Raw genomic sequence first — 20,204 nt, 5'->3', positions numbered from 1 at the left:
AGATCGCCCACGGAAGCGTGGCAGAGCGGCCGAATGCACTCGCCTTGAAAGCGAGCGTCGTGAAAGCGACCGGGGGTTCAAATCCCTCCGCTTCCGCCAACGACCGGCAGCCCTGATCTGGTTTCTCTCCAGGTCAGGGCTGCTGTCGTATGCTACTTCTTCCGGAGTTTCGGCTGCTTCGGCGGGAGCGCGCCGATCTCGGCGAGCGCCCGCTCCACCCACGGTGCGGCGCGGTCCGGGGTGCCACGCCACCGGTCCGGCAGGGCCAGGTACTCGCGCATCGGCTTTTCGCCCGGACCGAACGGGCCGGCGCCGTCGGACGACGCCAGCTCGTCCCTCGCCTGCTCGGTGAGCAGCCGGACCCCGACTTTCGGTCCGAGGAGTCCGGCGAACATGTTGCCGTTGACGAACGCACCCAGGTTGCCGAACATCGGCTTCACCTCGACGCCGGGGGTGTCGGGGATCAGCGACCGGAAGAACTGTTTGTCCTCCTCGGATGGTTTGGGCATCTTCACGGTCTACTGATCCTGACGTTCCTCGGGCGTCATGATGCTGAAGATCGCGCCCTGCGGGTCGGTGACGGCGGCCATGCGACCGACGGTGGGGATGTCCATCGCTTCTTCGACGATCGTGCCGCCGAGTTCGACGGCCTTCGCGGCGCTGGCGTCGACGTCCTCGACGGCGAAGTACACCCGCCAGTGGTTCGGTGTGCCGGGCTTCATCGGCTCACCGCATCCACCGACCTGGTCGTCGCCCACCTCCAACAGCGTGTAGGTGTACTCCGGCCCCATCGACATCTTCGACGAGGTGATCCCGAAGACGCTGTTGTAGAACGCGAGCGCCTTGTCGACGTCGCCGGTGTTCAGTTCGTTCCACAGGCAGGCGCCCGGATCGCCGACGAGGGTGGCGCCGATGTGCTTGTTCGCCTGCCACAATCCGACGGCCGCCCCGGTGGGGTCGGTGACGAAGGACATGCGGCCCGCTTCCCCCACGTCGAACGCCGGCATCAGAACCTGGCCGCCTGCGCCGGGGACCTTCGCGAGCGTCGCGTCGACGTCGTCGACTGCGATGTAGGTGTTCCAGTTCGCCGGCGCCCCGGCCGCGGCCGCGTCGGGTTGTAGTGGCGCGATGGCGGCGACGTTCTCGCCGCGCACGGTGGCCATCGAGTAGACGGGGCCTTCGGGCATCGGCCGGTCGTCGTACTCCCAGCCGAGCAGTTCCGCATAGAACTCCTTGGCGGCGTCCTGATCGCTGGTTTGGAGGTCTACCCAGTCCGGTGTTCCCTGGGCGTATTCCGACTTGATGGGCATGACTGGACCTTTCCGTGTGAGGTGTCAGGCGGCCGGGGCGGGGTGGCGGCCGGTGTAGGCGATGAGCCGGGTGACCGCGTCGCTGGTGTGCGGGGCGGGTACGGGGTCGTCGAACCCGACGGCCTTCCTGCCTTCGGGCGTGATGATCTTGTGAGTCAGCGACAGTACGTATTCGGCGAGAGGCTCGGCTACGGCAACCTCGCCTCCGGTCGCTGCCGCGAAATCCCAGGCGTGAACGAGGAATTCGATCGACAGAATCCCCGCGGCGACGGTGGCGGGAGGGTTGTTCGTCCCGATCGTCACCGTGCCGTCCAGGCCGCGACTGCGCCACGCCTCGAGTGCGGGTTGGGCGAGGTCGGCAATTCTGGCCTCGACGGGTTTGCCCGGGTCGTCGTCGAACGTCGCGCCCGCCGCGCCACCGAGGGCAGTGATCGAACCGACGAGATGATCGGCGAGCTGCGAGACGGTGAACTCGGTGCACGCCGTCTGCTTGGACATGTCCTCGTCCGTGACGTCGCGCAGGACACGTTGCACGACCGCCAACGTCGCCTCGGCACTGGACAGTTCGTCGAGTGGATCCGGAACGGCCGCCCAGTCGTCGGGTCCGGCGTCACTCTTCTGCGCGGCGGCGACGAGACGGTCGAGGTAATGGTTCCAGCCCTCCGCGTGGCGGGCGGCCTGTTCGTCGGTGAGCCCGTCGTGCACGAGTCGCACCTCGGTCCCGCCGGCGGTGGGGGTGAGCGTCACCGTCACGGTGGACGAGCCCGGTGGGAGTTCGTCGTCACCTTCCCATCCCCACGTGTACACCACCCGCTTGCCGGGGACGATCTCGCTGAACGTGCCCGCGGCCGAATGTCCGGGAACGACGGTCCACCGGTACTCGCCGCCGGCTTGCAGGTCGACGCGTGCCGCGACGGTCTGCCATCGCCGCAATCGTTCCGGTCTGGTGACGAGGTCGAACGTGGCGTCCGGGTCCAGCGGGACGACGACGGTCTTGTCGAATGGCATCAGCGGTCTCCTTCGGATGCTGCTTCCTCGGTGGCGTCCGCGACGAGGCGGTCGAGTTCGTCGATCCAGAAGGAGTCGAACAACGTGCGGAGTTGAACGAGCCCCTGCGGGTCGAGCCGGTAGTACCTGAAGCGTCCGTCCTTACGCGCAGTGACCAGCCCGGCCTCGGTGAGCACCCGGAGATGTTGCGAGATCGCCGACCGGCTCGCGGGGAAGTGTGCGGCGAGGTTGTTGACGGTCTGTTCACCTGATGTCAGCAGTTGCATGAGGCGTCTCCGGGTGGGCTCAGCTGCGACTTCCAACTGATCGAGCACGATCAATACGTTAGTCGTGACTAACGCGTTGTGCAATGGGTCTCGCCGCAGCGGTCGTGAGGTGGGAGAATTCAGAGCGACGAGGGAGTGAGAAATGACAACGTCAAGCCCCTGGCCCACGATTCACGACGAACGCCGCGCATTGGTGGACGACCTCGAACCGCTGACCGATACACAGTGGTCGACGCCGTCGCTCTGCGAACGGTGGACCGTGCGGGACGTGTTCGCGCACATGACGGCGACGGAGAAGATGACGCCGCCGAAGTTCGTCGGAAAGCTCGTCGGGTCGGGATTCCGGATCAACACCATGTTCGAGAAGGACATCGCACACGAAGAGGAAGGAACACCGGCGGAGTCGCTCGACGAGTTCCGGGCGCACATGGGTGACTCCACGCATCCGCCCGGCCCGATCGACGCCATGCTGGGCGAGATGATCGTCCACGCCGAGGACATCCGCCGACCGCTCGGCATCGCACACGAGTACCCGATGGACGCGGTCGTCCGCGTCGCCGACTTCTACAAGAACTCGAACCTGCTGATCGGGTCGAAATCCCGGGTCGCGGGACTGACACTGCGGGCAACCGACACCGACTGGTCCACCGGATCGGGACCCGAGGTCTCCGGCCCGATGCTGGCGCTCGTGCTGGCGATGACGGGTCGCCGCGCCGCCCTCGACGAACTCAGCGGCGACGGTCTCGACCAGCTGAAGTCCGCCCTGCCGAAGTAACGGCCCGGCATCCACCACCACCCCTTCTGCGTGGCCGCACCCGTATTCGGGCCCCAGAAGGGGTTGCGACTGCGTGAAACGGGTGTGGCTGTCGAGGCGGATGAGCCGGGACTGCCGGTGGAAATCCCTGCTCACAGGGGTGGGGGAGCCCAGCGGCCGAGCGCCTCCACCCGGCCCTCAACTGTGGTGACTACAACGTGATCACGCCGGAGCACACAGCTGTCACAAAACCTCTAAGCTCTTGTTGACCGGACGCATTTTGTACTGTGCAATCGGGGTCCACACAGTCCGGGGAAGAGGGATTTCTTTATGCGTCGCGAAGCATTGGCTGCCGTTGGTCTGGCAGTGTCACTGACCCTCATGGGGCCGGCGTTCACTGCTGTGGCCGATCCGGCGCCTGCGCCGGTCGCGCCTCCGGGAAGTGGCGTCGCGAGCGTCGACAAGATCGTGCCGCTCACCGACACCCGTAGTGCCGTCTTCATCAATTCCCCCGCCATGGGGCGCGTCGTGCAGGTGCAGGTGCTGCATCCCGCCGGTGGCGGGTCGAGGCCGTCGCTGTACCTGCTCGACGGGGTCAGCGCAGGCGCCGAGTCGGACTTCCGGGAAAGCACCTGGACGCAGAAGACGGACGTGGTCCAGTTCTTCGCCGACAAGAAGGTCAACGTGGTGCTCCCGGTGGGCGGCACCGCCAGCTACTACACCGACTGGCAGCAGCCCGACCCCACGCTGGGTGTCAACAAGTGGGAGACGTTCCTGGCCAACGAACTCCCGCCGATCATCGACAAGAACTTCAGCGGCAACGGCGTGAACGCCGTCGCGGGTGTGTCGATGGGCGCGATGGGTGCCGCCAACCTCGTCACCCGGCACCCGCAGCTCTACCGCGGGCTCGCCGCCTACAGCGGATGCCTCGACAACACCCAGCCCAGCTCGCGGGACTCGGTGCGGGGCACGGTGGCGTTCAAGGGCGGCAACCCGGCCAACATGTGGGGTCCCGACACCGATCCGGCCTGGACCGCTCACGACCCCTCGGTGAACGCCGAAGCCCTGCGCGGCAAGCAGATCTACATCTCGACGGGCAACGGGCTTCCCGGACCGTACGAGATCAGCGGAGACATCGCGTCCACGATCGCGGTGGGTGGCCCCCTCGAGGCGGCGGCGAACGTCTGCACGCAGACGTTCCAGCAGCGCCTGACCCACCTCGCGATCCCGGCGACGTTCATCTACCGCAACGTCGGCACGCATTCGTGGCCGTACTGGCAGGACGAACTGCGCACGTCCTGGCCCGTCCTGAAGAGCGCGCTCGGCGTCTGACCGGCGTCCCTATCCGACCACGGTGATCCGGTCGGTGTTCGGCGGCGTCACCGGTGAAGTCGTCCCCAGATATGCGGTGAACACGTCGAGGTCGCAGCCCGCGTGCACGGCCTCGGCGCGGGTGCGGAAGGCGTCGAAGCCGTCGCCGCCGTCGGCGAGGAACTTGTTGACGGCCACCCGGTAGGTGCCCTCGGGGACGACGGCGTCGCCGTTCACCCGGATGTCCGAGATGCGTTCGCCGACAGTCGCCGAACGGTTCATGGTGTACGTCAGCGAACTCGACGGCGCGAGGATCCGCTCCGTGATCGTGCCGTCTCCCCGCGGCTGGAACTGTTGCTCGAGGGCACGCTTCAGGGTCGTGCCGGTGACCGTCAGGACCTCGAGGGTGTTACCGAAGGGTTGAGCGGCGTAGGTCTGCCCGTAGGTGACGGCGCCGTCCGGGCCGCGCAGCAGATCCTCGCGGAGTCCACCGGGGTTGGTGAGTGCCACCTGGGCGCCGTGCCCGGATCCGGCCGCCAGCTGGGCGTCTGCGACGACGTTTCCGAGGGTGGACTCGCCGCTGCCGGTCTCGTCGCGGGTGAGGTCGCCCGTCAACGACGCCACGCGCGCCGCACCGATCTCGGAGGCCTGGGCGGCGGCACCGTCGGCGAGCGCCTGGATGTCGGGGTCCGACGGGATGTCGTGGGTCACCACCTGATTGAATGCCGACGCGCGGTCGCGCAGGACGTCGCGGGTGGTGCGGTCGATCGACACGTCGACCACCGAGACGATGCGGCCGTGCGACGCGCCCTGCATCATGACGCGCGGATTTCCCATCGGGTCGGGAAACGAGCAGTTGTACTGCTGGTGGCTGTCGGCCGTGAAGATGACGTCGACCTTCGGGGACACCCGCAACGCGAGGTCGCGTGCGGGTCCGGATGTCACCTCGCAGGAGTTGGGGCCGTTGTCGGCGACGGGTTCGGCCCCCTTGTGCAGCAGCAGCGCGATGGCCCGCACGCCGAAGAAGTCGAGGAGATCCGCGGTGCGGTCGACGGCGGCGAGTTCGTCCGTGAAGCGCAGCCCTCCCACCCCCTCCGGGGTCACCATCGTCGCGGTGTCGGCGGGCATGGTCGCGATGACCCCGACCGGGATTCCCTCGACGTAGTTGACGGTGAACGGCAGGGTCGCGGGCGCGCCGTCGTCGAACTCCATGTTCGCCGCGAGGAGCGGGAAGTTCGCGCCCTCGAACGTGTTTCCGAAGCGGCAGCCGTCGGCGGGATGACAGCCACCGGTCTGCATCCGCCGGAACTCCGTGTATCCCTCGTCGAGTTCGTGATTGCCGATCGCGGACGCGTCGACGCCCATCCTGTTGAGCAGCTGCACGGTCGGTTCGTCGTGGAACATCGCGGATTCGAGCGCCGACGACCCCCAGTTGTCACCGACCGAATACAGCAGCGAATGGGTCGCCTGGCCGCGCAGTTGGTCGACGTACGCGGCCAGGTAGGCGGCGCCGCCGGCCGGGACCAGCGAGCCGTCGGCGTGCTTCACCTGACTGCGGACGCCGGGCGGCGGTTCGAGGCTGCCGTGGAGGTCGTTGAAGGCGAGGAGCCGGACAGAGACCGCCACATCCTGCGCCTGCGCCGCGGACAGCCCCGACGTCACCGAGATCGCCAGCGTCGTCGCCAGTCCGGCCGCCAGCACGGCAGTGCGGAGCGCGGCGGGGCGACGCATGTATGGGCTCCCTTCGGCAAACCTCACTGAGTCTGCCAACAGGGAGTCACGGGCGTTATACCCGTGGGTAACGTTTACGTCTCGAGCGTTACGCGCGGACCGCGACGTTCGCGATCGAGCGCGCCTCGGTGCTCGTCGCGAAGGCGAGGAACGCGTCGTTCTCCGCGGGATCGCCGATCGTGATCCGCACGCCGTCGTCGCCGTACGGGCGCAGCAGCACCCCGGCCTCGGCGCTGGCGGCCGCGAACGCTCCGGAGTGGGTACCCAACGGGAGGTAGACGAAGTTGGCGGCCGATTCGGGCACCTCGTACCCGGCGGCGAGCAGGGAGTCGCGCACCCGGTTCCGCTCGGCGACGACGCCGTCCGTGCGTGCCAGCAGTTCTCCGGACGCGGCCAGCGACGCGATGGCGGCGGCCTGCGCGACGGCATTGACCGCGAACGCGATGTGCACCTTGGTCAGCGCGGTGACCACCGCGGGATCGGCGACCGCGTACCCCACGCGGATGCCGGCGAGGCCGTAGGCCTTGGAGAACGTGCGCAGCACCACCACGTTGGGGCGTCCGCGGAACAGTTCGATGCCGTCGGCGTCGGACCGGTTGTACTCGAAGTAGGCCTCGTCGAGGGCCACCAGAACGTCGGCGGGGACGGCGTCGAGGAACCGCTCGAGTTCGGCCTTCGTCAGCGCGTTGCCGGTGGGGTTGTTCGGGTTGCAGACGAAGATCAGCCGGGTGCGGTCGGTGATCGCGGCCAGCATCGCGTCGAGGTCGTGACCGTGGTCGGCGGTGAGCGGAACCTTGACGGGCTTCGCCCCGGCCACCTGCGTGACCACGGGGTAGGCCTCGAACGACCGCCACGCGAAGATGACCTCGTCACCGTCGTTGCACGTGGCCTGGACCAACTCCTGGCACAGGCTCACCGAACCGCAACCTGCGGCGATGTTCTCGGTGGCCACCCCGAGGTGGCCGGCGAGCGCCGCGATCAGGGCGACATGGCCGTTGTCCGGGTAACGGTTGGCGTTGCCGGCGGCCTCCGCGATGGCGTCGCGCACGCTCGGCAACGGCCCCAGTGTGGTCTCGTTGCTCGCCAGCTTGATCGCGCCCGGAAAGTTCTTGCCGGGGATGTAGGCCGGAATCGTCTCGAGGTCTGCCCTGGTTCGCGGAGTCACCAGGCGATTATGCGCCTCCCGATCCACTGCGCCGACGCCCCCTTCGTGCCAAGGTAGTGGCATGTCGGGATTCTTCAGGGACAGTGCAGCCCTGCGGACGTCCGGAGACGCGCCGGAAAGCCCTCAGATGCGTGTTCCGCTCACCGCGGTGGAACCGGACGGTCCGGCGCGGGGCGGGATCGTGGTCCTGCACGAGTCGCGTACCTTCAGCGAACCTCTCCTCGATCTGATGCGCTCGCTCGCGATGGAGGGGTGGGTGACGGTAGCGCCGCACCTCTTCCACCGGGAACCGGCGCCGAGCGATGTCGAGGTGTTCGGCGACGCCCTGTTCGCCGACTTCGACGCCACCTTCGACTGGCTGATCGCGCGGGGCATCTACGCCGACTGTGTAGGGGTGCTGGGTTTCGACGACGCCGGAACCGCCGCCCTGCTCGTCGCCACGACGCGTCCCGTCGGCGCCGCGGTGAGTGTCGCCGCCCGCGGCATCGTCGAGCCCCTGTCGGATGACGCGCCTGCGCTGGTGCACGCCGCACCCGACCTGAAGGCCCCGTGGCTCGGTCTGTACGGGGAGGACGATCCGTCCACGCCACCCGATCAGGTCGAGCTGCTGCGCGACGCCACCGCCAAGTCGGACGTCGCGGGGCTCGTCGTGAGTTATGCCGGCCTCGCGCATCGGGCCGACGAACCGCCTCAGGTACCCGACGGCAGGGACGACGACCCGGGGGCCCAGGCCATCGTCGACGCGCAGCGGCGGATCTTCGACTGGTTCGACAGCCACCTGCGATAAAGCGACCATCGTTGCGCTCTGACCAGCCGTTTTGCCTTTGTGGTGGAAAGGTGTGTAATCTTTCGCACCGGCGGTCCGAAGGGATCGGAACCACCCCAGGGAGGCGTGCCAGAGCGGCCGAATGGGACTCACTGCTAATGAGTTGTCCCTTTTACGAGGGACCGGAGGTTCAAATCCTCTCGCCTCCGCCACACCGGGCCTAGTCGGCCGGTGCAAGCTAGACAACTGAAGAACATGCGCCCGTAGCTCAACGGATAGAGCACTTGACTACGGATCAAGAGGTTAGGGGTTCGAATCCCTTCGGGCGCACAAAGAAACCCCGTCAACTGCCGTGATGCAGGTGGCGGGGTTTCTCTTTGTCGGGCGATCTAGCAGCAGGACGTGCCCGCGGTGGCTTTCTCCCCGTCCGCGGCGGTGCCGCAGCAGGTGGCTCCCTCGGCGTCGGCGTCGAGGTGCCGGGGGCTCGACCCGAATGTGTCGGAGTCGGCGAGCACGGTGTAGACCTCCCACTTCTCGCCGGCGGGGCCGGTGACCCACACCTTGTCCTGGGTCGCGAAGCAACAGGTGGTGCCGATCTCCTCGTCGGTGAAGAGGCCTTCCCCGGTCAGTCGCGCGATCTCCTCGTGCACCCGGGCGCTCGATTCGACCTCGACGCCGAGGTGATTGATGGTGCCGCCCTTGCCGGGGTTTTCCAGCAGCACCAGCTTGAGGGGTGGCTGCGCGATGGCGAAGTTCGCGTATCCCGGCTTCAGTTTTGCCGGTTGGGTATCGAACAGTTTCGAGTAGAACGTGACTGCTTCCTCCAGATTGTCGACATTGAGGGCGAGCTGGGCGCGGGACATGGCAACCTCCACCTATGTGACATATGTCGAATTTCTTACATTCACAGAATCCCACCTTTTTGACATATGTCAAGAAGCTGGGAGGATGGAATCATGCCCAAGACGTTGCCGGTCGTAGATGTCTCCGCACCGATCTGCTGCGCGCCCGTCTCGGCCGCCCCGATGACCGACGAGGCCGCCCTGCACCTCGCGCTGCGCCTCAAGGCGCTCGCCGACCCCGTCCGCATCAAGCTGATGTCGATCCTGCTGACCGCGAGCGACGGCGAGGTGTGCACGTGCGATCTCGCGACCGGCGTGGGGCTGTCCGAATCGACCGTCAGTCACCATCTCGGCCAGCTCAAGAAGGCGGGAATGGTCCAGCCCGTCCGTCGCGGCATGAACGTCTTCTACAGTGCGCGGACGGACGCCCTCGACGCACTGCGGGTGGTCCTCGACCCCAACTGCTGCACCTGACGGCGACCGGGACCGGTCACGACGTTCGCGTGCTCGATTCGAGGCCGATCGTGGTGGTGGTCGAACCGAGACCGATCCGCGGCCAGCCTGCGGTGACCGCGATGAATCCCGACGTGGGTATCGCGTCCAGCCAGTAATGCGGTTCGGTGCGGTACTCGGGTGGCCCGCTCCGGCACGGCTTCGCCGCCGCCGCCGGATGGTAGGGGTCGGCCTCGCCCTCGATGTCGTCGACCCGCGCCCGCACCGACAAATAGGACCACCGCGTCGAGGGATCGTCGGGGTCGGACAGCGAGCGGGTCTCGTACTGCGCCAGCTCCGCGGGCCTGCCCGTCGCGGTCAGCGCCATCCGGAGGTGGAGGCCGTCCGGGAACGCCACCACCTCGAACAGCTCGAGCGTGAGGTGGTCTTCGGCCGTGAGGAGCAGGGGGCCGTGCACCCGGTGTCCTCCGGTTGTGGGTGGTGCTACTGCCGGCCAACGCGGTCTGCGCATGACCCCTATAGTCCCACCGATCCGAATGCAGATGCAATGGTGGACAACGAAGTTCATGCCGTGTAGGGGCCGGCGCAGCCGCGACCTCAGCTGGTGGGCGGGACGAACTCCGGCTGGTCGAGCAGTCGGAGCCAGGTTCCGTCCGGTTGCCTGCGGACGACCTGCGCCCGCGCACCGGATCCGTCCTTCGGTGGAGTGGATGTGAGCGCGATGTCGTCACTGATCAGTGTGGGGAGCGGGGTCTCCGGTTCGAAATGCGGCGCGTTCGCGAGCACCGACTCCCACAACTTCTGGATGGCTGCCCGGCCGACCGTCCGGCCGCCGGGCGGATACGCCATGACGGCATCTTCCTCGTACAGGGCGGCGACTCCGGCCGCGTCGCCGGCATTGCTGCGTTCGACGAACAGTCGGGTGAGATCTTCGGGGTTCAGGGCCTTCTCGTAGTCGGGCACCGGGAATCCTTTCGTGGGTGAACTGCTGCCACTTCCCAGGATGGTGGGCCCACAACCGGAAGTCCAACAGATCGTTCTGCTGAATACTAGAATCAACGCTTATGGAACTCAGGCAGCTCGAGTACTTCGTCGCGGTCGCCGAGGAAGCGAACTTCACCCGCGCCGCCGAACGCGTCCACATCAGCCAGTCGGGGATCAGTGCGCAGATCCGGCAGCTCGAGCACGACCTCGGCGCCACGCTGATCGACCGGTCGAGCCGGACCGCGACGCTCACGTCCGCGGGGGAGGCAGCGCTCGTGCACGCCCGCGCGGCGCTCGCGTCGGCGGAGTCGATGCGGCAGGCCGTGGACGACGTCAACCAGCTGATCCGGGGCCGGCTCGTCGTCGGGATGGTCACCGCCTGCACGGTGAAGCCGCTGTTCGACGCGCTGTCCGCGTTCCATGTCGCGCACCCGGGGATCGAGATCACGCTGACCGAGGACAGTTCCGACCGCCTCGTCGAACGGGTCCGTGCCGGTGCCATCGATCTCGCTCTCGTCGGCACCGCGACCGCCCCGCCGGAGGGCCTGGACGCGTTCCCGATCATCAGCGAGGGGCTGGTCGCGGCCGTGCCACCCGGGCACCCGCTGGCCGGGCGTTCGCGCGTCACCCTGGCCGAACTCGGCAACCATGCGATCGTATGTATGCCGACCGGAACGGGGATCCGGACGGTCTTCGACCAGGCGTGTGCGGCCGCAGGCCTCCGCCCCGACATCGCCCTGCAGGCGAGCGCGCCCGACGCCGTCGCCGACCTCGCGATCCGCGGACTGGGGGTCGCGATCCTCAGCGAGTCGATGGCGACGGACTACCGAGGGCGGTTGACGGCGGTCGCACTGGACGACGTGGACATCCCCGCCGTGCTCGCGCTGGTCTGGAAGAGTCTCGGGGGTCCCGCGCTCCGCGAACTCGTCCTGCACACCCGCCGCTCCTTCGGGGAGCTGCAGACCGAACCGGCCGCGGTCGGCGGGTGAATCCTCACACCACCGCGGTCATCCCCCCGTCGATGAAGATCACCTGACCGTTGACGTACCGGGATCCGTCCGACGCCAGCCACACCGCGGGACCGACGAGATCGTCCGGGGTGCCCCACCGGCCTGCCGGCGCGCGGCCACGGAGCCACTCGTCGAACTCGGTGTCGTCGACGAGGGCCTGCGTCATCTCGGTGTGGATGTAGCCGGGCGCGAGGCCATTGATCTGCAGCCCGGACGACGCCCATTCGGCCGTCATCGCACGGGTCAGATTCCGCAGTCCGCCCTTCGCAGCGGTGTACGGCGCGATGGTGGGCCGGGCCAGGTCGCTCTGCACCGAGCAGACGTTGACGATCTTCCCGCTCCCGCGGGCGATCTGGAACCGTGCGACCGCCCGCCCGACGAGGAAGGCGCTGGTGAGGTCGGTCGTGAGAACCCTGTTCCAGTCCTCGAGGGTGACGTCGAGCAGCGGCTGACGGTGTTGCAGCGCAGCGTTGTTCACCAGGATCTCGATCGGCCCGACCTCCGACTCGATCCGCTCGACGGCGTCGGTCACCCGCTCGGGGTCCGTGACGTCGAACGCGTACGCGTGGACACGTGCCTCGCCGAACTCCTCGCGGAGGCGATCACGTGCCTGTGCGAGGCGGTCGGCCGACACCCCGTTGAGGACGATCGTGGCGCCCGCCTCGGCCAGGCCCCGCGCGAGGGCGTAGCCGATTCCCCGGCTCGAACCGGTGACCAGGGCGATGCGCCCGGACAGATCGAAGAGGTTCACAGCGCACGCACCGGGTTGGCCAGCGTGCCGATACCGTCGAGCGTGATCTCGGCACGGTCACCCGGTTTGACCGGGCCGAGCGTGAACGGGCAACCCGTGAGCACGACGTCTCCCGGCCCGAGGGTCAGATACCGGGTGAGATGCACCAGTTGCTCGGACACGTTCCAGGCCAGCTGCCGCGTGGACGCCTCGGCCACCGTCACGCCGTTGACGTGCACGGCGATCGGCACGTCCCCGGGATCGAGATCCGTCTCGATCCACGGTCCCAGCGGGGTGAAACCGTCGCCGTGCTTGGCCTGGGTGAGCTTGTCGTCCAACGCTGTCTGCTCGACGGCGGTGACGTCGTTGCCGATCGTGTATCCGAGGATCGCGGACGGCACGTCCTCGGGGCGAAGCCTGCGGCACGTGCGGCGGACGACGACAGCCAGCTCGCCCTCGACGTTCACCTGCCCGAGCCCTTCGTCGACCACGATCGGATCCTCGGGGCCGATCACCGTGCGCGTCGACTTCATGAACGCCTGCAACGGGAGGTCACGATCTCCGGGTGCGCCGTTGTGGGCCATCCCGAGCAGGACCCGCGGTTCGGCGGGCGCGAGCAGGCGTGCGCCGTCGAGGTCGTGTGCGGGTCCGGTGAACGTCAGGGTGTCGGCGTACGAATCCGCCACCTCGTGCCAGCGACCGTCGCGCAGGCACACCGGCCGCGGTCCCGAGTCGGTGGCGATCCGGGCCAGTCTCATGCGTCGACCCGATCCTTCGACTCGGTGGTAACGGCATCCGGTCCGTGGACCGGGTCGGCCATCGCGTCCCAGGCGAGCCCGAGGTCGCGGCCCCGGGTTTCGGGTGTCACGAACGTGGTGGCGAACGTGATGACGCTGAGGACCAGAACGTAGATCGCGAGCGGCACCCACGAGTTGTTCAGCAGCGACAGCAGCAGTGCCCCGACGAAGGGGGCGATGCCGCCGGCGAGGATGGCGCTCGTCTCCCTGGCGACCGCGACGCCGATGTAGCGGTGGCGATTTCCGAACAGCTCGGGCAGGGCCGCGCACTGCGCACCGAGCATCACGTTGACGCCGATCCCGTAGCTGACCGCGAGCGTTGCCACCACGAGAACCGGGCTGCCGAGCGAGAGCAGCCACCACGACGGGACCGCGAGGACGAGCTGCAGGGCCGCACCGAACCGGTACACCCGCATCCGGCCGAAGCGGTCCGACAGCGCGCCCGAGATCGGGATGACGAGCATGCCGATGGCGGCGCCGCAGGCGATGGCGAGCGGTCCGATCGACTTGCTGACACCCACCACCGTCGTCACGTAGCTGATGCCGAGGGTCTGGAAGATGTACGAGCCGCCGTTCTCGGCCATCCGGAGGCCGATGCCGCGGAGCACGCTGGGCATCGAGCTGCCGATCAGCTCCCGGAACGGGCTCTCGCTGATCTGATCCTGCTTCTCCAGCTTGATGAACGTGGGGCTCTCCTGCATTCGGAGCCGGATGAACACGGCGACCGCGATGAGGAAGACGGACGCCAGGAACGGCACCCGCCACACCCAGTCGAGGAGGAGGTCACGGTCGATCTGGCCGAGGATCGCGAAGACCCCGGACGCCATCAGGGTGCCCACCATGATCCCGACGAAGGGGAGTGCGGAGAAGAATCCGCGGCGCCGGGTGGGCGAATACTCCGCCATCAGCGTCGTGGCACCGGCCTGCTCGGCTCCGGCGCCGAAGCCCTGCAGCAGTCGCAGCGCGACCAGCAGGATCGGGGCCCAGATGCCCACCTGTGCGCCGGTGGGCAGGACGCCGATCAGCGTGCTCGCACCGCCCATGATCGCGATCGTGATCATCAGGACGGCCTTGCGTCCGAGGCGGTCACCGAGGGCGCCGAAGAACAGGCCGCCGACGGGACGGGCGAGGAAGCCGACGGCGTACGTGCCGAAACTGGCCATCAGCGCGGCCGACGCACCCATTGCGGGGAAGAACAGCTCGCCGAATATCAGCGCCGACGCCAGGCCGTACAGGGCGAAGTCGTAGTACTCGAGCGCGCTGCCGATGGAACTGGCGAGCGTCGCGCGTTTGAGGTTCGCGGCGTACTCCGGGTCGTCGGAGGCGCGCACCGGTCGGGTGGATTCACTGCTGCCTTCCGGCATCTTCGAGTCCGCGCCTACTTGAATCTTCGATTCTGGGGACATCTTCTGCTCCGTTGTGGGAGGGGACCACGTCGAGCGCGGTCACAAACAGTTCGGTGTAGTGACCCAGGTCACTGGCGTGCCGAGGACGATACCGCGAAGACGGCAATTTGTCATACATAACTGAAACTGTTGACTGAATCACATGATTAGTGCAGAGTTTTTGTTCTGAACATATGGTCAGAATCGGCCCGTACGAAGGAATCTGCAGTGAGCGCACACGACTCGAAGCCACTCGACGGGCGACTCCGCGTAGTCGCCGCGACCCCCGTGAGCGAAGAGCTCATCAGTCTCGTCATTCGGGCGGAACCGCGCATCGATTTCATCCGCGAGCAGGATCTGCTCCCGCCCTCCCGATTCCCGGGTGATCACTCCGGCGATCCGTCGTTCTCCCGGACCGCGGAGCAGCAGAAGGCCTTCGACGACCTGGTCGATTCGGCGCAAGCCCTGTACGGCGTGCCCGACGAGACTCCCGCGGCGCTGACCAGGACGGCGGGCGTCAACCCCCAACTCCGCTGGGTGCACACGATGCCCGCCGGCGGCGGGGCCCAGGTGAAGGCGGCCGGCCTCACCGACGAGCAACTCGCCCGCATCGCATTCAGTACCTCCGCCGGTGTGCACGCGGAGCCGTTGGCCGAGTTCGCCGTATTCGGCCTGCTGGCCGGTGCCAAGACCCTCCCGCGCCTCCTCGCCCAGCAGCGCGACAAGGTGTGGAGCGGCCGCTGGGCCATGGGGACCGTGGCCGGGCAGCGCATCGTCATCGTCGGGCTGGGCAGCATCGGCCGCGCGACGGCACTGAAACTGAAGGCCCTCGGCGCCACCGTCGTGGGAACGAGCAGGCGCGACACCGCGATCGAGGGAGTCGACGAAATCGTGCACCCCGACCGGCTGGCCGACGTGGTCGGGGACGCGGACGGCATCGTCGTGACGCTTCCCGGAACCGACGCCACCGAAGGCCTCGTCAGCGCAAAGGTATTCGGCGCGGTCAAACCCGGCGTGACGGTGGTGAGCGTGGGCCGGGGCACCGTCGTCGACGAGATCGCCATGACCGCGGCGATCGAGGACGGGCGGGTCGGATTCGCCGCGCTGGACGTGTTCGCGTCCGAGCCCCTGGCGTCGGGCAGTCCGCTGTGGACTCACCCGAACGTGCTGGTCAGCCCGCACACCGCAGCGTTGAACCCTGCGGAAGATCGCCTCATCGCGGAACTGTTCGCGCGCAATGCCACCCGGTTCCTCGACGGGGAGGAGCTGATCAACCGCGTCGACACCGTCGAGTTCTACTGACGCTTCCGCCTGTTTGTCGGCGGCGCGCCGGCGGCGTTCATCCCTCACGGATGATGTCTCGTCGTCCGGGCTCTGTGAGGCTCGAACGCAGTGCTGTGTCCGGGTGTTCGAGAGACGGGGTGATGCATGCCTTCCGTGGGCGCCTCGCTGTTCTGGATCGTCGCATGCGCCGTGATCGCCCCACTGCTCGCCGGGTTGTTTCCCCGGAAGCTGGTGCCCGAGGTGGTACTTCTCCTCGCCGCCGGGATCGTCATCGGCCCGCACGTCTTCGACCTGGCCGTCGAGGGCAGCGAGATCGAGTTGCTGCGCGACCTGGGGCTGGGTCTGCTCTTCCTGCTGGCCGGGTACGAGATCGACACGGCCGAGATCACCGGTCGCGGCGGCAGACGGGCCCTGCTGACGTGGGTGGTCTCGCTTGCCCTGGCGTTCGCGGTGGTGTCGTTGCTGAGCCTCGTCCATGTGGTCGACGCCGGAACCGCGGTGGCCATTGCCATGACGTCGACGGCGCTCGGCACGCTGCTCCCGATCCTCCGGGACGCGGGCGCACTCGACACCCGGCTGGGCAGGACGATCCTCAATCACGGCGCGTTCGGCGAACTCGGACCCGTCGTCGCCATGGCTGTTCTGCTCGGCTCCCGCGGGTCGGTGGCGTCCATCGTCGTCCTCGGACTGTTCGCGGCCGCGGCGGTGCTGGTCGCGTTCATCCCCGCCCGCGTGCGGCGGGAGGGTTCCCGGATCACCGCGATCATCCGGTCGGGATCGGAGACGACGTCGCAGACCACGGTCCGGCTGACCATGCTGCTTCTCGTCGCACTCACCGTGCTCGCGGCGTCGTTCGGTCTCGACACGATCCTCGGTGCCTTCGCGGCCGGGTTCATCCTGCGGCGGGCCACACCCGAAGGCGACGAAACACTCGAAACGAAGCTCGACGGCCTGGCGTTCGGGTTCCTGATCCCGATCTTCTTCGTGACGTCCGGCATGGCTATCGACGTCGCCGCGGTGGCGTCGGAACCCGGCGTCCTGATCGCGTTCGTCCTGCTGATCCTGCTGGTGCGGGCAGGCCCGGTCTACTTCGCCGGGAGATTCGACCGGGGTGTCGACGGCACGGATCCGCCCTTCACCGTCCGCGAGCGCACCCAGCTGGCGCTGTACGCGGGAACGGGTCTGCCGCTGATCGTGGCCGTCACCGGAGTGGCCGTCGACTCCGGTGACATGACGTCGGCCAACGCCTCCGTGCTCGTCGCGGCAGGCGCGATCACCGTCCTCCTCTTCCCGCTCGCCGCGTCGCTGCTCGCGCCGAGCCCCGAACCGGCGGCCGACACGGCGGGCCCACGAGGAGACGAGAACCCCGGGAGCAGACAGTGACTCGAACCGAAACGACGCAGGCGCCGGCCCGAGCGACGCTGATCCTCTCGACCCTCATCCTCGTCGCCGCCGTCGCCAACCTGAACCTGTCGGTCGCGAACGTCGCACTGCCTGACATCGGGCACGCCTTCGACGCGAGTCAGACGCAGCTGAACCTCGTCGCCGTGGCGTACTCCCTCGGGCTCGCCGCGTCGGTGCTCTATCTCGGGGCGCTCGGCGACCGCTACGGGCGCAAGCAGATGCTGGTGCTCGGCATGGCGCTGTCGCTGCCGGCGTCGGCGATCGCGGGATTTGCCGGGAACTTCGAAATACTTTTTCTCGCACGCGTTCTCGGCGGGGTCTCCGCCGGGCTCGCGTTCCCCACCACCCTCGCGATCATCACCGCGCTGTGGTCGGGGCCGCCCCGGACCAAGGCGATCGCACTCTGGTCGGCCCTCGGTGGCGCGATCTCGTCGCTCGGGCCGATCGTGTCGGGCGCGCTGCTCGAGCACTTCCATTGGGGCTCGGTGTTCCTCGTGACCCTTCCGCTCGCCGGTCTCGCCCTCGTGGCGGCCATCCTGTGGGTGCCCGCCCACGTCAACGAGACGACCGATCCCGTCGACAATCTCGGCGGCATCATCTCCGTCGTCTTCATCGCCGCCCTCATCCTCGCGATCAATTTCGCACCTGTCGACGGCGCCGGGGCGCTCGCCGTCGGTCTCGGGTTGATCGCCCTCGCCGCGGGAGCCGCGTTCTTCCTGCAGCAACGGCGGGCGGCGCACCCCCTGTTCGATCTGCACGTCGCCGCCCGACCGACGTTCTGGGTGGCCGCCGTCGGCGGGGTGATCGTGTTCGGCGCGTTGATGGGTGCGATGTTCATCGGGCAGCAGTTCCTCCAGAACGTGCTCGGGTACTCCACGCTCGCCGCCGGTTCCGCGATCATCCCGGCGGCGGTCGCGATGGTCGTCGTCGCACCCCGCTCCGCGAAACTCGTCGAATCGCACGGCGCCCGGTTCACGCTGCTGCTCGGCTACCTGTTCGTCGTCCTCGGACTGCTTGTCGCGCTGGTGTGGTGGGACGAGGACGCGACCTTCTGGTGGGTGGCGCTCGCATACGCGTTCGTCGGCATCGGAGTCGGGTTCGCGGGCACCCCGGCGTCGCGGTCGCTCACCGGTTCGGTGCCGGTGTCGCGGGCGGGCATGGCGTCCGGCACCTCCGACCTGCAACGCGACCTCGGCGGCGCGATCATGCAGTCGATCCTCGGAGCGGTGCTCACCGCCGGCTACGCGAAGTCGCTGTCGGCGACGATCGCCTCGTCGCCGGACTCGAGCCAGATCACCCCGGAAACCCAAGCGGCGCTCACGAAGTCGTATTCCAGCGCCGAAGTGCTCGCGGAACGCTATCCGCAGTACGCCGAGCAGATCATCGCGGCCGCCCGCAATGCCTTCCTCGACGGCGACGATCGGGCCTACCTCGCCGCGATCCTGGTGGTGTGCGCGGGGGCCGTGGTGGTGTTCTTCTTCTACCCGCACCGGGAGAAGGAGAAGCGGCTGCTGGCCGAATACGCGACCGAGAGAGCGCAGTAGGGGCGAATGTACCGCCGGTCGCCTCGGAAGCGCCGAAAGGTACATTCGCCCGGCGGTCGCGGAGTAAGTTCCCGAAAGGGGCACCTCGACGACGGGACGCACGATGACAGCTCAGGTCGTGACCAGGACGAATCGGCGACGAGGCCTCGCGGCGGCCGCAGCGGCATTGCTGCTGGTAGTGCCTGCGGCGTGCTCCGAGGACTCGTCCTCCACGGACACCTCCGCCACCTCCACGACGACGCAGACGGGATCACCCAACGCCGGGGCGGACGCGCAGATCGACCCCGGTGTCGCGGACCGACTCGACGAGGCGATCGAGAAGACGATGTCGATGGCGGCGATTCCCGGCGCGATAGTGGGCGTGTGGGGCCCCGACGGCAACTACGTGAAGGCGTTCGGTGTCGCCGACAAGACGACGGGCGCGCCGATGGAGACCGATTTCTACCACCGAATCGGCAGTGTGACAAAGACGTTCACGGTCACCGGTGTGCTGCAACTGGTCGACGAAGACAAGGTAGCGCTCGACGACCCGATCTCGAAGTACGTGGAGGGCGTGCCGCTGGGTGATCAGATCACGCTGCGTCAGCTCGCCCGGATGCAGAGCGGGCTGGCCAACTACTCGGCCAACGAGGACTTCCAGAAGGCGTTGCTCAGCGACCCGCAGGCCGCGTTCACCCCGCAACAACTCCTGGGTTACGCGTTCGCGCAACCCGCGACGTTCCCGCCCGGCCAGGGGTTCGAGTACTCCAACACGAACACGACCCTGCTGGGACTTGTCATCGAAAAGGTCAGCGGACTGCCGCTCCCGGAGTACGTGACGCAGAAGATCGTCCAGCCGCTGAAGATGGCGGGCACGAGCTTCCCGACCACCAACGCGTTCCCCGAACCGCACGCGCAGGGCTACACCGAGCAGACCTTGGACGACAAGGAAGCCGTGGCCACCAACTGGAATCCGTCCTGGGGATGGGCGGCGGGCGCGATGATCTCGACCCTCGACGACCTGCACATCTGGGCCCCTGCGCTGGCCACCGGCACACTGCTGCAGCCGGCCACACAGGCGCAACGGCTCGAGACGGTGAACGCACCGGGTCTGGCATCGGACGTGGGCTACGGCCTGGGCATCTTCGACGTCGCCGGCTGGGTCGGGCACAACGGCAGCCTCCCCGGGTACCAGACGGTGTGCGTCTACCTGCCCGAGCAGGAAACCACGCTCGCGATCATGATCAACACCGACGTCCCCTATCAGGGCAGCGAACCCAGCACGGCGCTGGCGGGCGCCGTCACGGAGATCATCTCGCCGGAACACGTCTACAAGCTCAGCGCCGGAGTGCAGAATCCGGACGCGTCGTCCCCGGCCACGCCGACGCCCTCGGAGACCCCGGCAACGTCCTCGACGTCCGCCCCGCCGACCAGCTGACCCCATGTGAGTGGCAAAGCGTGCGCGAGCACACTTTGCCACT

Annotated in this window: 21 protein-coding genes and 3 tRNA genes; 12 read left to right on the top strand and 12 right to left on the bottom strand. The window is 67.9% G+C overall.

The window, feature by feature from the left end:
• Positions 1–11 precede the first annotated feature (11 nt).
• Positions 12–99, top strand: a tRNA-Ser gene (locus tag AZG88_RS30335).
• 53 nt (positions 100–152) lie between these two features.
• Here the strand turns inward: AZG88_RS30335 and AZG88_RS30330 are convergent.
• From AZG88_RS30330 to AZG88_RS30315, 4 genes are read right to left on the bottom strand one after another with little or no spacing between them, the layout of a single operon-like run.
• Complete coding sequence (locus tag AZG88_RS30330; RefSeq protein ID WP_061041042.1) at positions 153–515, bottom strand: TfoX/Sxy family protein; 363 nt, start codon at positions 513–515, stop codon at positions 153–155.
• A gap of 3 nt (positions 516–518) precedes the next feature.
• Positions 519–1,310, bottom strand: a complete 792-nt coding sequence (locus AZG88_RS30325; protein WP_005253264.1) for a VOC family protein — start codon at positions 1,308–1,310, stop codon at positions 519–521.
• Between the two features lie 24 nt (positions 1,311–1,334).
• The gene (locus tag AZG88_RS30320) at positions 1,335–2,318 is read right to left on the bottom strand and encodes a TIGR03086 family metal-binding protein (protein ID WP_061699979.1); all 984 of its coding nucleotides are present in this window, start codon (positions 2,316–2,318) and stop codon (positions 1,335–1,337) included.
• Positions 2,318–2,584 carry an ArsR/SmtB family transcription factor gene (locus tag AZG88_RS30315; RefSeq protein ID WP_231914261.1) on the bottom strand — a complete coding sequence of 89 codons (267 nt, stop codon included), beginning with the start codon at positions 2,582–2,584 and terminating at the stop codon, positions 2,318–2,320. Before AZG88_RS30315 ends, AZG88_RS30320 begins: the two co-directional genes overlap by 1 nt.
• A 142-nt stretch (positions 2,585–2,726) precedes the next feature.
• On the opposite strand from AZG88_RS30315, the gene AZG88_RS30310 reads away from it, so the two are divergent.
• Together AZG88_RS30310 and AZG88_RS30305 are read left to right on the top strand one after the other, a co-directional pair.
• Positions 2,727–3,359, top strand: coding sequence for a maleylpyruvate isomerase family mycothiol-dependent enzyme (locus AZG88_RS30310; protein WP_005248776.1), 633 nt, complete (start codon positions 2,727–2,729; stop codon positions 3,357–3,359).
• Positions 3,360–3,668: 309 nt separating this feature from the next.
• Positions 3,669–4,670, top strand: coding sequence for an alpha/beta hydrolase (locus AZG88_RS30305; protein WP_061041046.1), 1,002 nt, complete (start codon positions 3,669–3,671; stop codon positions 4,668–4,670).
• A gap of 9 nt (positions 4,671–4,679) precedes the next feature.
• Here the strand turns inward: AZG88_RS30305 and AZG88_RS30300 are convergent, their stop codons facing one another.
• Both AZG88_RS30300 and hisC read right to left on the bottom strand, forming a co-directional pair.
• Positions 4,680–6,380, bottom strand: a complete 1,701-nt coding sequence (locus AZG88_RS30300) for a bifunctional metallophosphatase/5'-nucleotidase (RefSeq protein ID WP_061699978.1) — start codon at positions 6,378–6,380, stop codon at positions 4,680–4,682.
• An 88-nt stretch (positions 6,381–6,468) separates the two neighbouring features.
• Positions 6,469–7,545 (bottom strand): histidinol-phosphate transaminase, encoded by a 1,077-nt coding sequence (gene hisC / locus AZG88_RS30295; protein WP_025431674.1) that lies wholly within the window; start codon positions 7,543–7,545, stop codon positions 6,469–6,471.
• Positions 7,546–7,606: 61 nt separating this feature from the next.
• Here hisC and AZG88_RS30290 point away from each other — a divergent pair, with 61 nt between their 5' ends.
• The 3 genes from AZG88_RS30290 to AZG88_RS30280 all read left to right on the top strand — a co-directional run bounded on the left by AZG88_RS30290 (position 7,607) and on the right by AZG88_RS30280 (position 8,641).
• Positions 7,607–8,332 (top strand): dienelactone hydrolase family protein, encoded by a 726-nt coding sequence (locus AZG88_RS30290; protein ID WP_005248772.1) that lies wholly within the window; start codon positions 7,607–7,609, stop codon positions 8,330–8,332.
• Positions 8,333–8,431: 99 nt separating this feature from the next.
• A tRNA-Ser gene (locus AZG88_RS30285) sits at positions 8,432–8,523 on the top strand.
• Positions 8,524–8,568: 45 nt separating this feature from the next.
• A tRNA-Arg gene (locus tag AZG88_RS30280) sits at positions 8,569–8,641 on the top strand.
• A gap of 59 nt (positions 8,642–8,700) precedes the next feature.
• Here AZG88_RS30280 and AZG88_RS30275 read toward each other — a convergent pair.
• Positions 8,701–9,174 carry an ArsI/CadI family heavy metal resistance metalloenzyme gene (locus tag AZG88_RS30275; protein WP_025431675.1) on the bottom strand — a complete coding sequence of 158 codons (474 nt, stop codon included), beginning with the start codon at positions 9,172–9,174 and terminating at the stop codon, positions 8,701–8,703.
• Positions 9,175–9,267: 93 nt separating this feature from the next.
• On the opposite strand from AZG88_RS30275, the gene AZG88_RS30270 reads away from it, so the two are divergent.
• Complete coding sequence (locus AZG88_RS30270) at positions 9,268–9,627, top strand: Rv2640c family ArsR-like transcriptional regulator (RefSeq protein WP_005248770.1); 360 nt, start codon at positions 9,268–9,270, stop codon at positions 9,625–9,627.
• Between the two features lie 16 nt (positions 9,628–9,643).
• Here the strand turns inward: AZG88_RS30270 and AZG88_RS30265 are convergent, their stop codons facing one another.
• Positions 9,644–10,117, bottom strand: a complete 474-nt coding sequence (locus tag AZG88_RS30265; protein ID WP_061699977.1) for a hypothetical protein — start codon at positions 10,115–10,117, stop codon at positions 9,644–9,646.
• An 86-nt stretch (positions 10,118–10,203) separates the two neighbouring features.
• Complete coding sequence (locus AZG88_RS30260) at positions 10,204–10,569, bottom strand: YybH family protein (RefSeq protein WP_061699976.1); 366 nt, start codon at positions 10,567–10,569, stop codon at positions 10,204–10,206.
• A gap of 101 nt (positions 10,570–10,670) precedes the next feature.
• Between AZG88_RS30260 and AZG88_RS30255 the strand changes: the two genes are divergently transcribed.
• Positions 10,671–11,579, top strand: a complete 909-nt coding sequence (locus tag AZG88_RS30255) for a LysR family transcriptional regulator (protein ID WP_005248767.1) — start codon at positions 10,671–10,673, stop codon at positions 11,577–11,579.
• 4 nt (positions 11,580–11,583) lie between these two features.
• On the opposite strand, the gene AZG88_RS30250 is transcribed toward AZG88_RS30255, so the two are convergent.
• Genes AZG88_RS30250 through AZG88_RS30240 form a run of 3 tightly spaced genes read right to left on the bottom strand, consistent with a single transcriptional unit; the run spans position 11,584 to position 14,533 of the window.
• Positions 11,584–12,351 carry an SDR family oxidoreductase gene (locus AZG88_RS30250; RefSeq protein WP_061699975.1) on the bottom strand — a complete coding sequence of 256 codons (768 nt, stop codon included), beginning with the start codon at positions 12,349–12,351 and terminating at the stop codon, positions 11,584–11,586.
• Positions 12,348–13,088 carry a fumarylacetoacetate hydrolase family protein gene (locus AZG88_RS30245; protein WP_061699974.1) on the bottom strand — a complete coding sequence of 247 codons (741 nt, stop codon included), beginning with the start codon at positions 13,086–13,088 and terminating at the stop codon, positions 12,348–12,350. Before AZG88_RS30245 ends, AZG88_RS30250 begins: the two co-directional genes overlap by 4 nt.
• A complete protein-coding gene (locus tag AZG88_RS30240) occupies positions 13,085–14,533 on the bottom strand; it encodes an MFS transporter (RefSeq protein ID WP_442971760.1) in 1,449 nt (482 codons plus the stop codon). Before AZG88_RS30240 ends, AZG88_RS30245 begins: the two co-directional genes overlap by 4 nt.
• A 207-nt stretch (positions 14,534–14,740) precedes the next feature.
• Here AZG88_RS30240 and AZG88_RS30235 point away from each other — a divergent pair, with 207 nt between their 5' ends.
• The 4 genes from AZG88_RS30235 (at position 14,741) to AZG88_RS30220 (ending at position 20,161) form a co-directional block, all read left to right on the top strand.
• Positions 14,741–15,814, top strand: coding sequence for a D-2-hydroxyacid dehydrogenase (locus AZG88_RS30235; protein ID WP_061699973.1), 1,074 nt, complete (start codon positions 14,741–14,743; stop codon positions 15,812–15,814).
• Positions 15,815–15,940: 126 nt separating this feature from the next.
• Entirely contained in the window at positions 15,941–17,179 is a 1,239-nt protein-coding gene (locus tag AZG88_RS30230; RefSeq protein WP_061699972.1) for a cation:proton antiporter, read from the top strand.
• Positions 17,176–18,744 (top strand): MFS transporter, encoded by a 1,569-nt coding sequence (locus AZG88_RS30225; protein ID WP_061699971.1) that lies wholly within the window; start codon positions 17,176–17,178, stop codon positions 18,742–18,744. Before AZG88_RS30230 ends, AZG88_RS30225 begins: the two co-directional genes overlap by 4 nt.
• A 103-nt stretch (positions 18,745–18,847) precedes the next feature.
• A complete protein-coding gene (locus AZG88_RS30220; RefSeq protein WP_061699970.1) occupies positions 18,848–20,161 on the top strand; it encodes a serine hydrolase domain-containing protein in 1,314 nt (437 codons plus the stop codon).
• Positions 20,162–20,204: the final 43 nt, after the last annotated feature.

Origin of the sequence: Rhodococcus sp. LB1, assembly GCF_001583455.1 — a bacterium.
In the GTDB taxonomy this organism is placed as follows: Bacteria; Actinomycetota; Actinomycetes; order Mycobacteriales; family Mycobacteriaceae; genus Rhodococcus_F; species Rhodococcus_F opacus.
Note: the sequence above shows the minus strand (reverse complement) of the source record. Positions and strands in the feature narration are given on the sequence as shown.

Coding starts and splice junctions, on each gene's coding strand:
- AZG88_RS30325 (WP_005253264.1), bottom strand. CDS start 1,310: ATGCCCATCAAGTCGGAATACGCCCAGGGAACACCGGACTGGGTAGAC.
- AZG88_RS30320 (WP_061699979.1), bottom strand. CDS start 2,318: ATGCCATTCGACAAGACCGTCGTCGTCCCGCTGGACCCGGACGCCACG.
- AZG88_RS30315 (WP_231914261.1), bottom strand. CDS start 2,584: ATGCAACTGCTGACATCAGGTGAACAGACCGTCAACAACCTCGCCGCA.
- AZG88_RS30310 (WP_005248776.1), top strand. CDS start 2,727: ATGACAACGTCAAGCCCCTGGCCCACGATTCACGACGAACGCCGCGCA.
- AZG88_RS30305 (WP_061041046.1), top strand. CDS start 3,669: ATGCGTCGCGAAGCATTGGCTGCCGTTGGTCTGGCAGTGTCACTGACC.
- AZG88_RS30300 (WP_061699978.1), bottom strand. CDS start 6,380: ATGCGTCGCCCCGCCGCGCTCCGCACTGCCGTGCTGGCGGCCGGACTG.
- AZG88_RS30290 (WP_005248772.1), top strand. CDS start 7,607: ATGTCGGGATTCTTCAGGGACAGTGCAGCCCTGCGGACGTCCGGAGAC.
- AZG88_RS30275 (WP_025431675.1), bottom strand. CDS start 9,174: ATGTCCCGCGCCCAGCTCGCCCTCAATGTCGACAATCTGGAGGAAGCA.
- AZG88_RS30270 (WP_005248770.1), top strand. CDS start 9,268: ATGCCCAAGACGTTGCCGGTCGTAGATGTCTCCGCACCGATCTGCTGC.
- AZG88_RS30265 (WP_061699977.1), bottom strand. CDS start 10,117: ATGCGCAGACCGCGTTGGCCGGCAGTAGCACCACCCACAACCGGAGGA.
- AZG88_RS30255 (WP_005248767.1), top strand. CDS start 10,671: ATGGAACTCAGGCAGCTCGAGTACTTCGTCGCGGTCGCCGAGGAAGCG.
- AZG88_RS30245 (WP_061699974.1), bottom strand. CDS start 13,088: ATGAGACTGGCCCGGATCGCCACCGACTCGGGACCGCGGCCGGTGTGC.
- AZG88_RS30240 (WP_442971760.1), bottom strand. CDS start 14,533: ATGTCCCCAGAATCGAAGATTCAAGTAGGCGCGGACTCGAAGATGCCG.
- AZG88_RS30230 (WP_061699972.1), top strand. CDS start 15,941: ATGCCTTCCGTGGGCGCCTCGCTGTTCTGGATCGTCGCATGCGCCGTG.
- AZG88_RS30220 (WP_061699970.1), top strand. CDS start 18,848: ATGACAGCTCAGGTCGTGACCAGGACGAATCGGCGACGAGGCCTCGCG.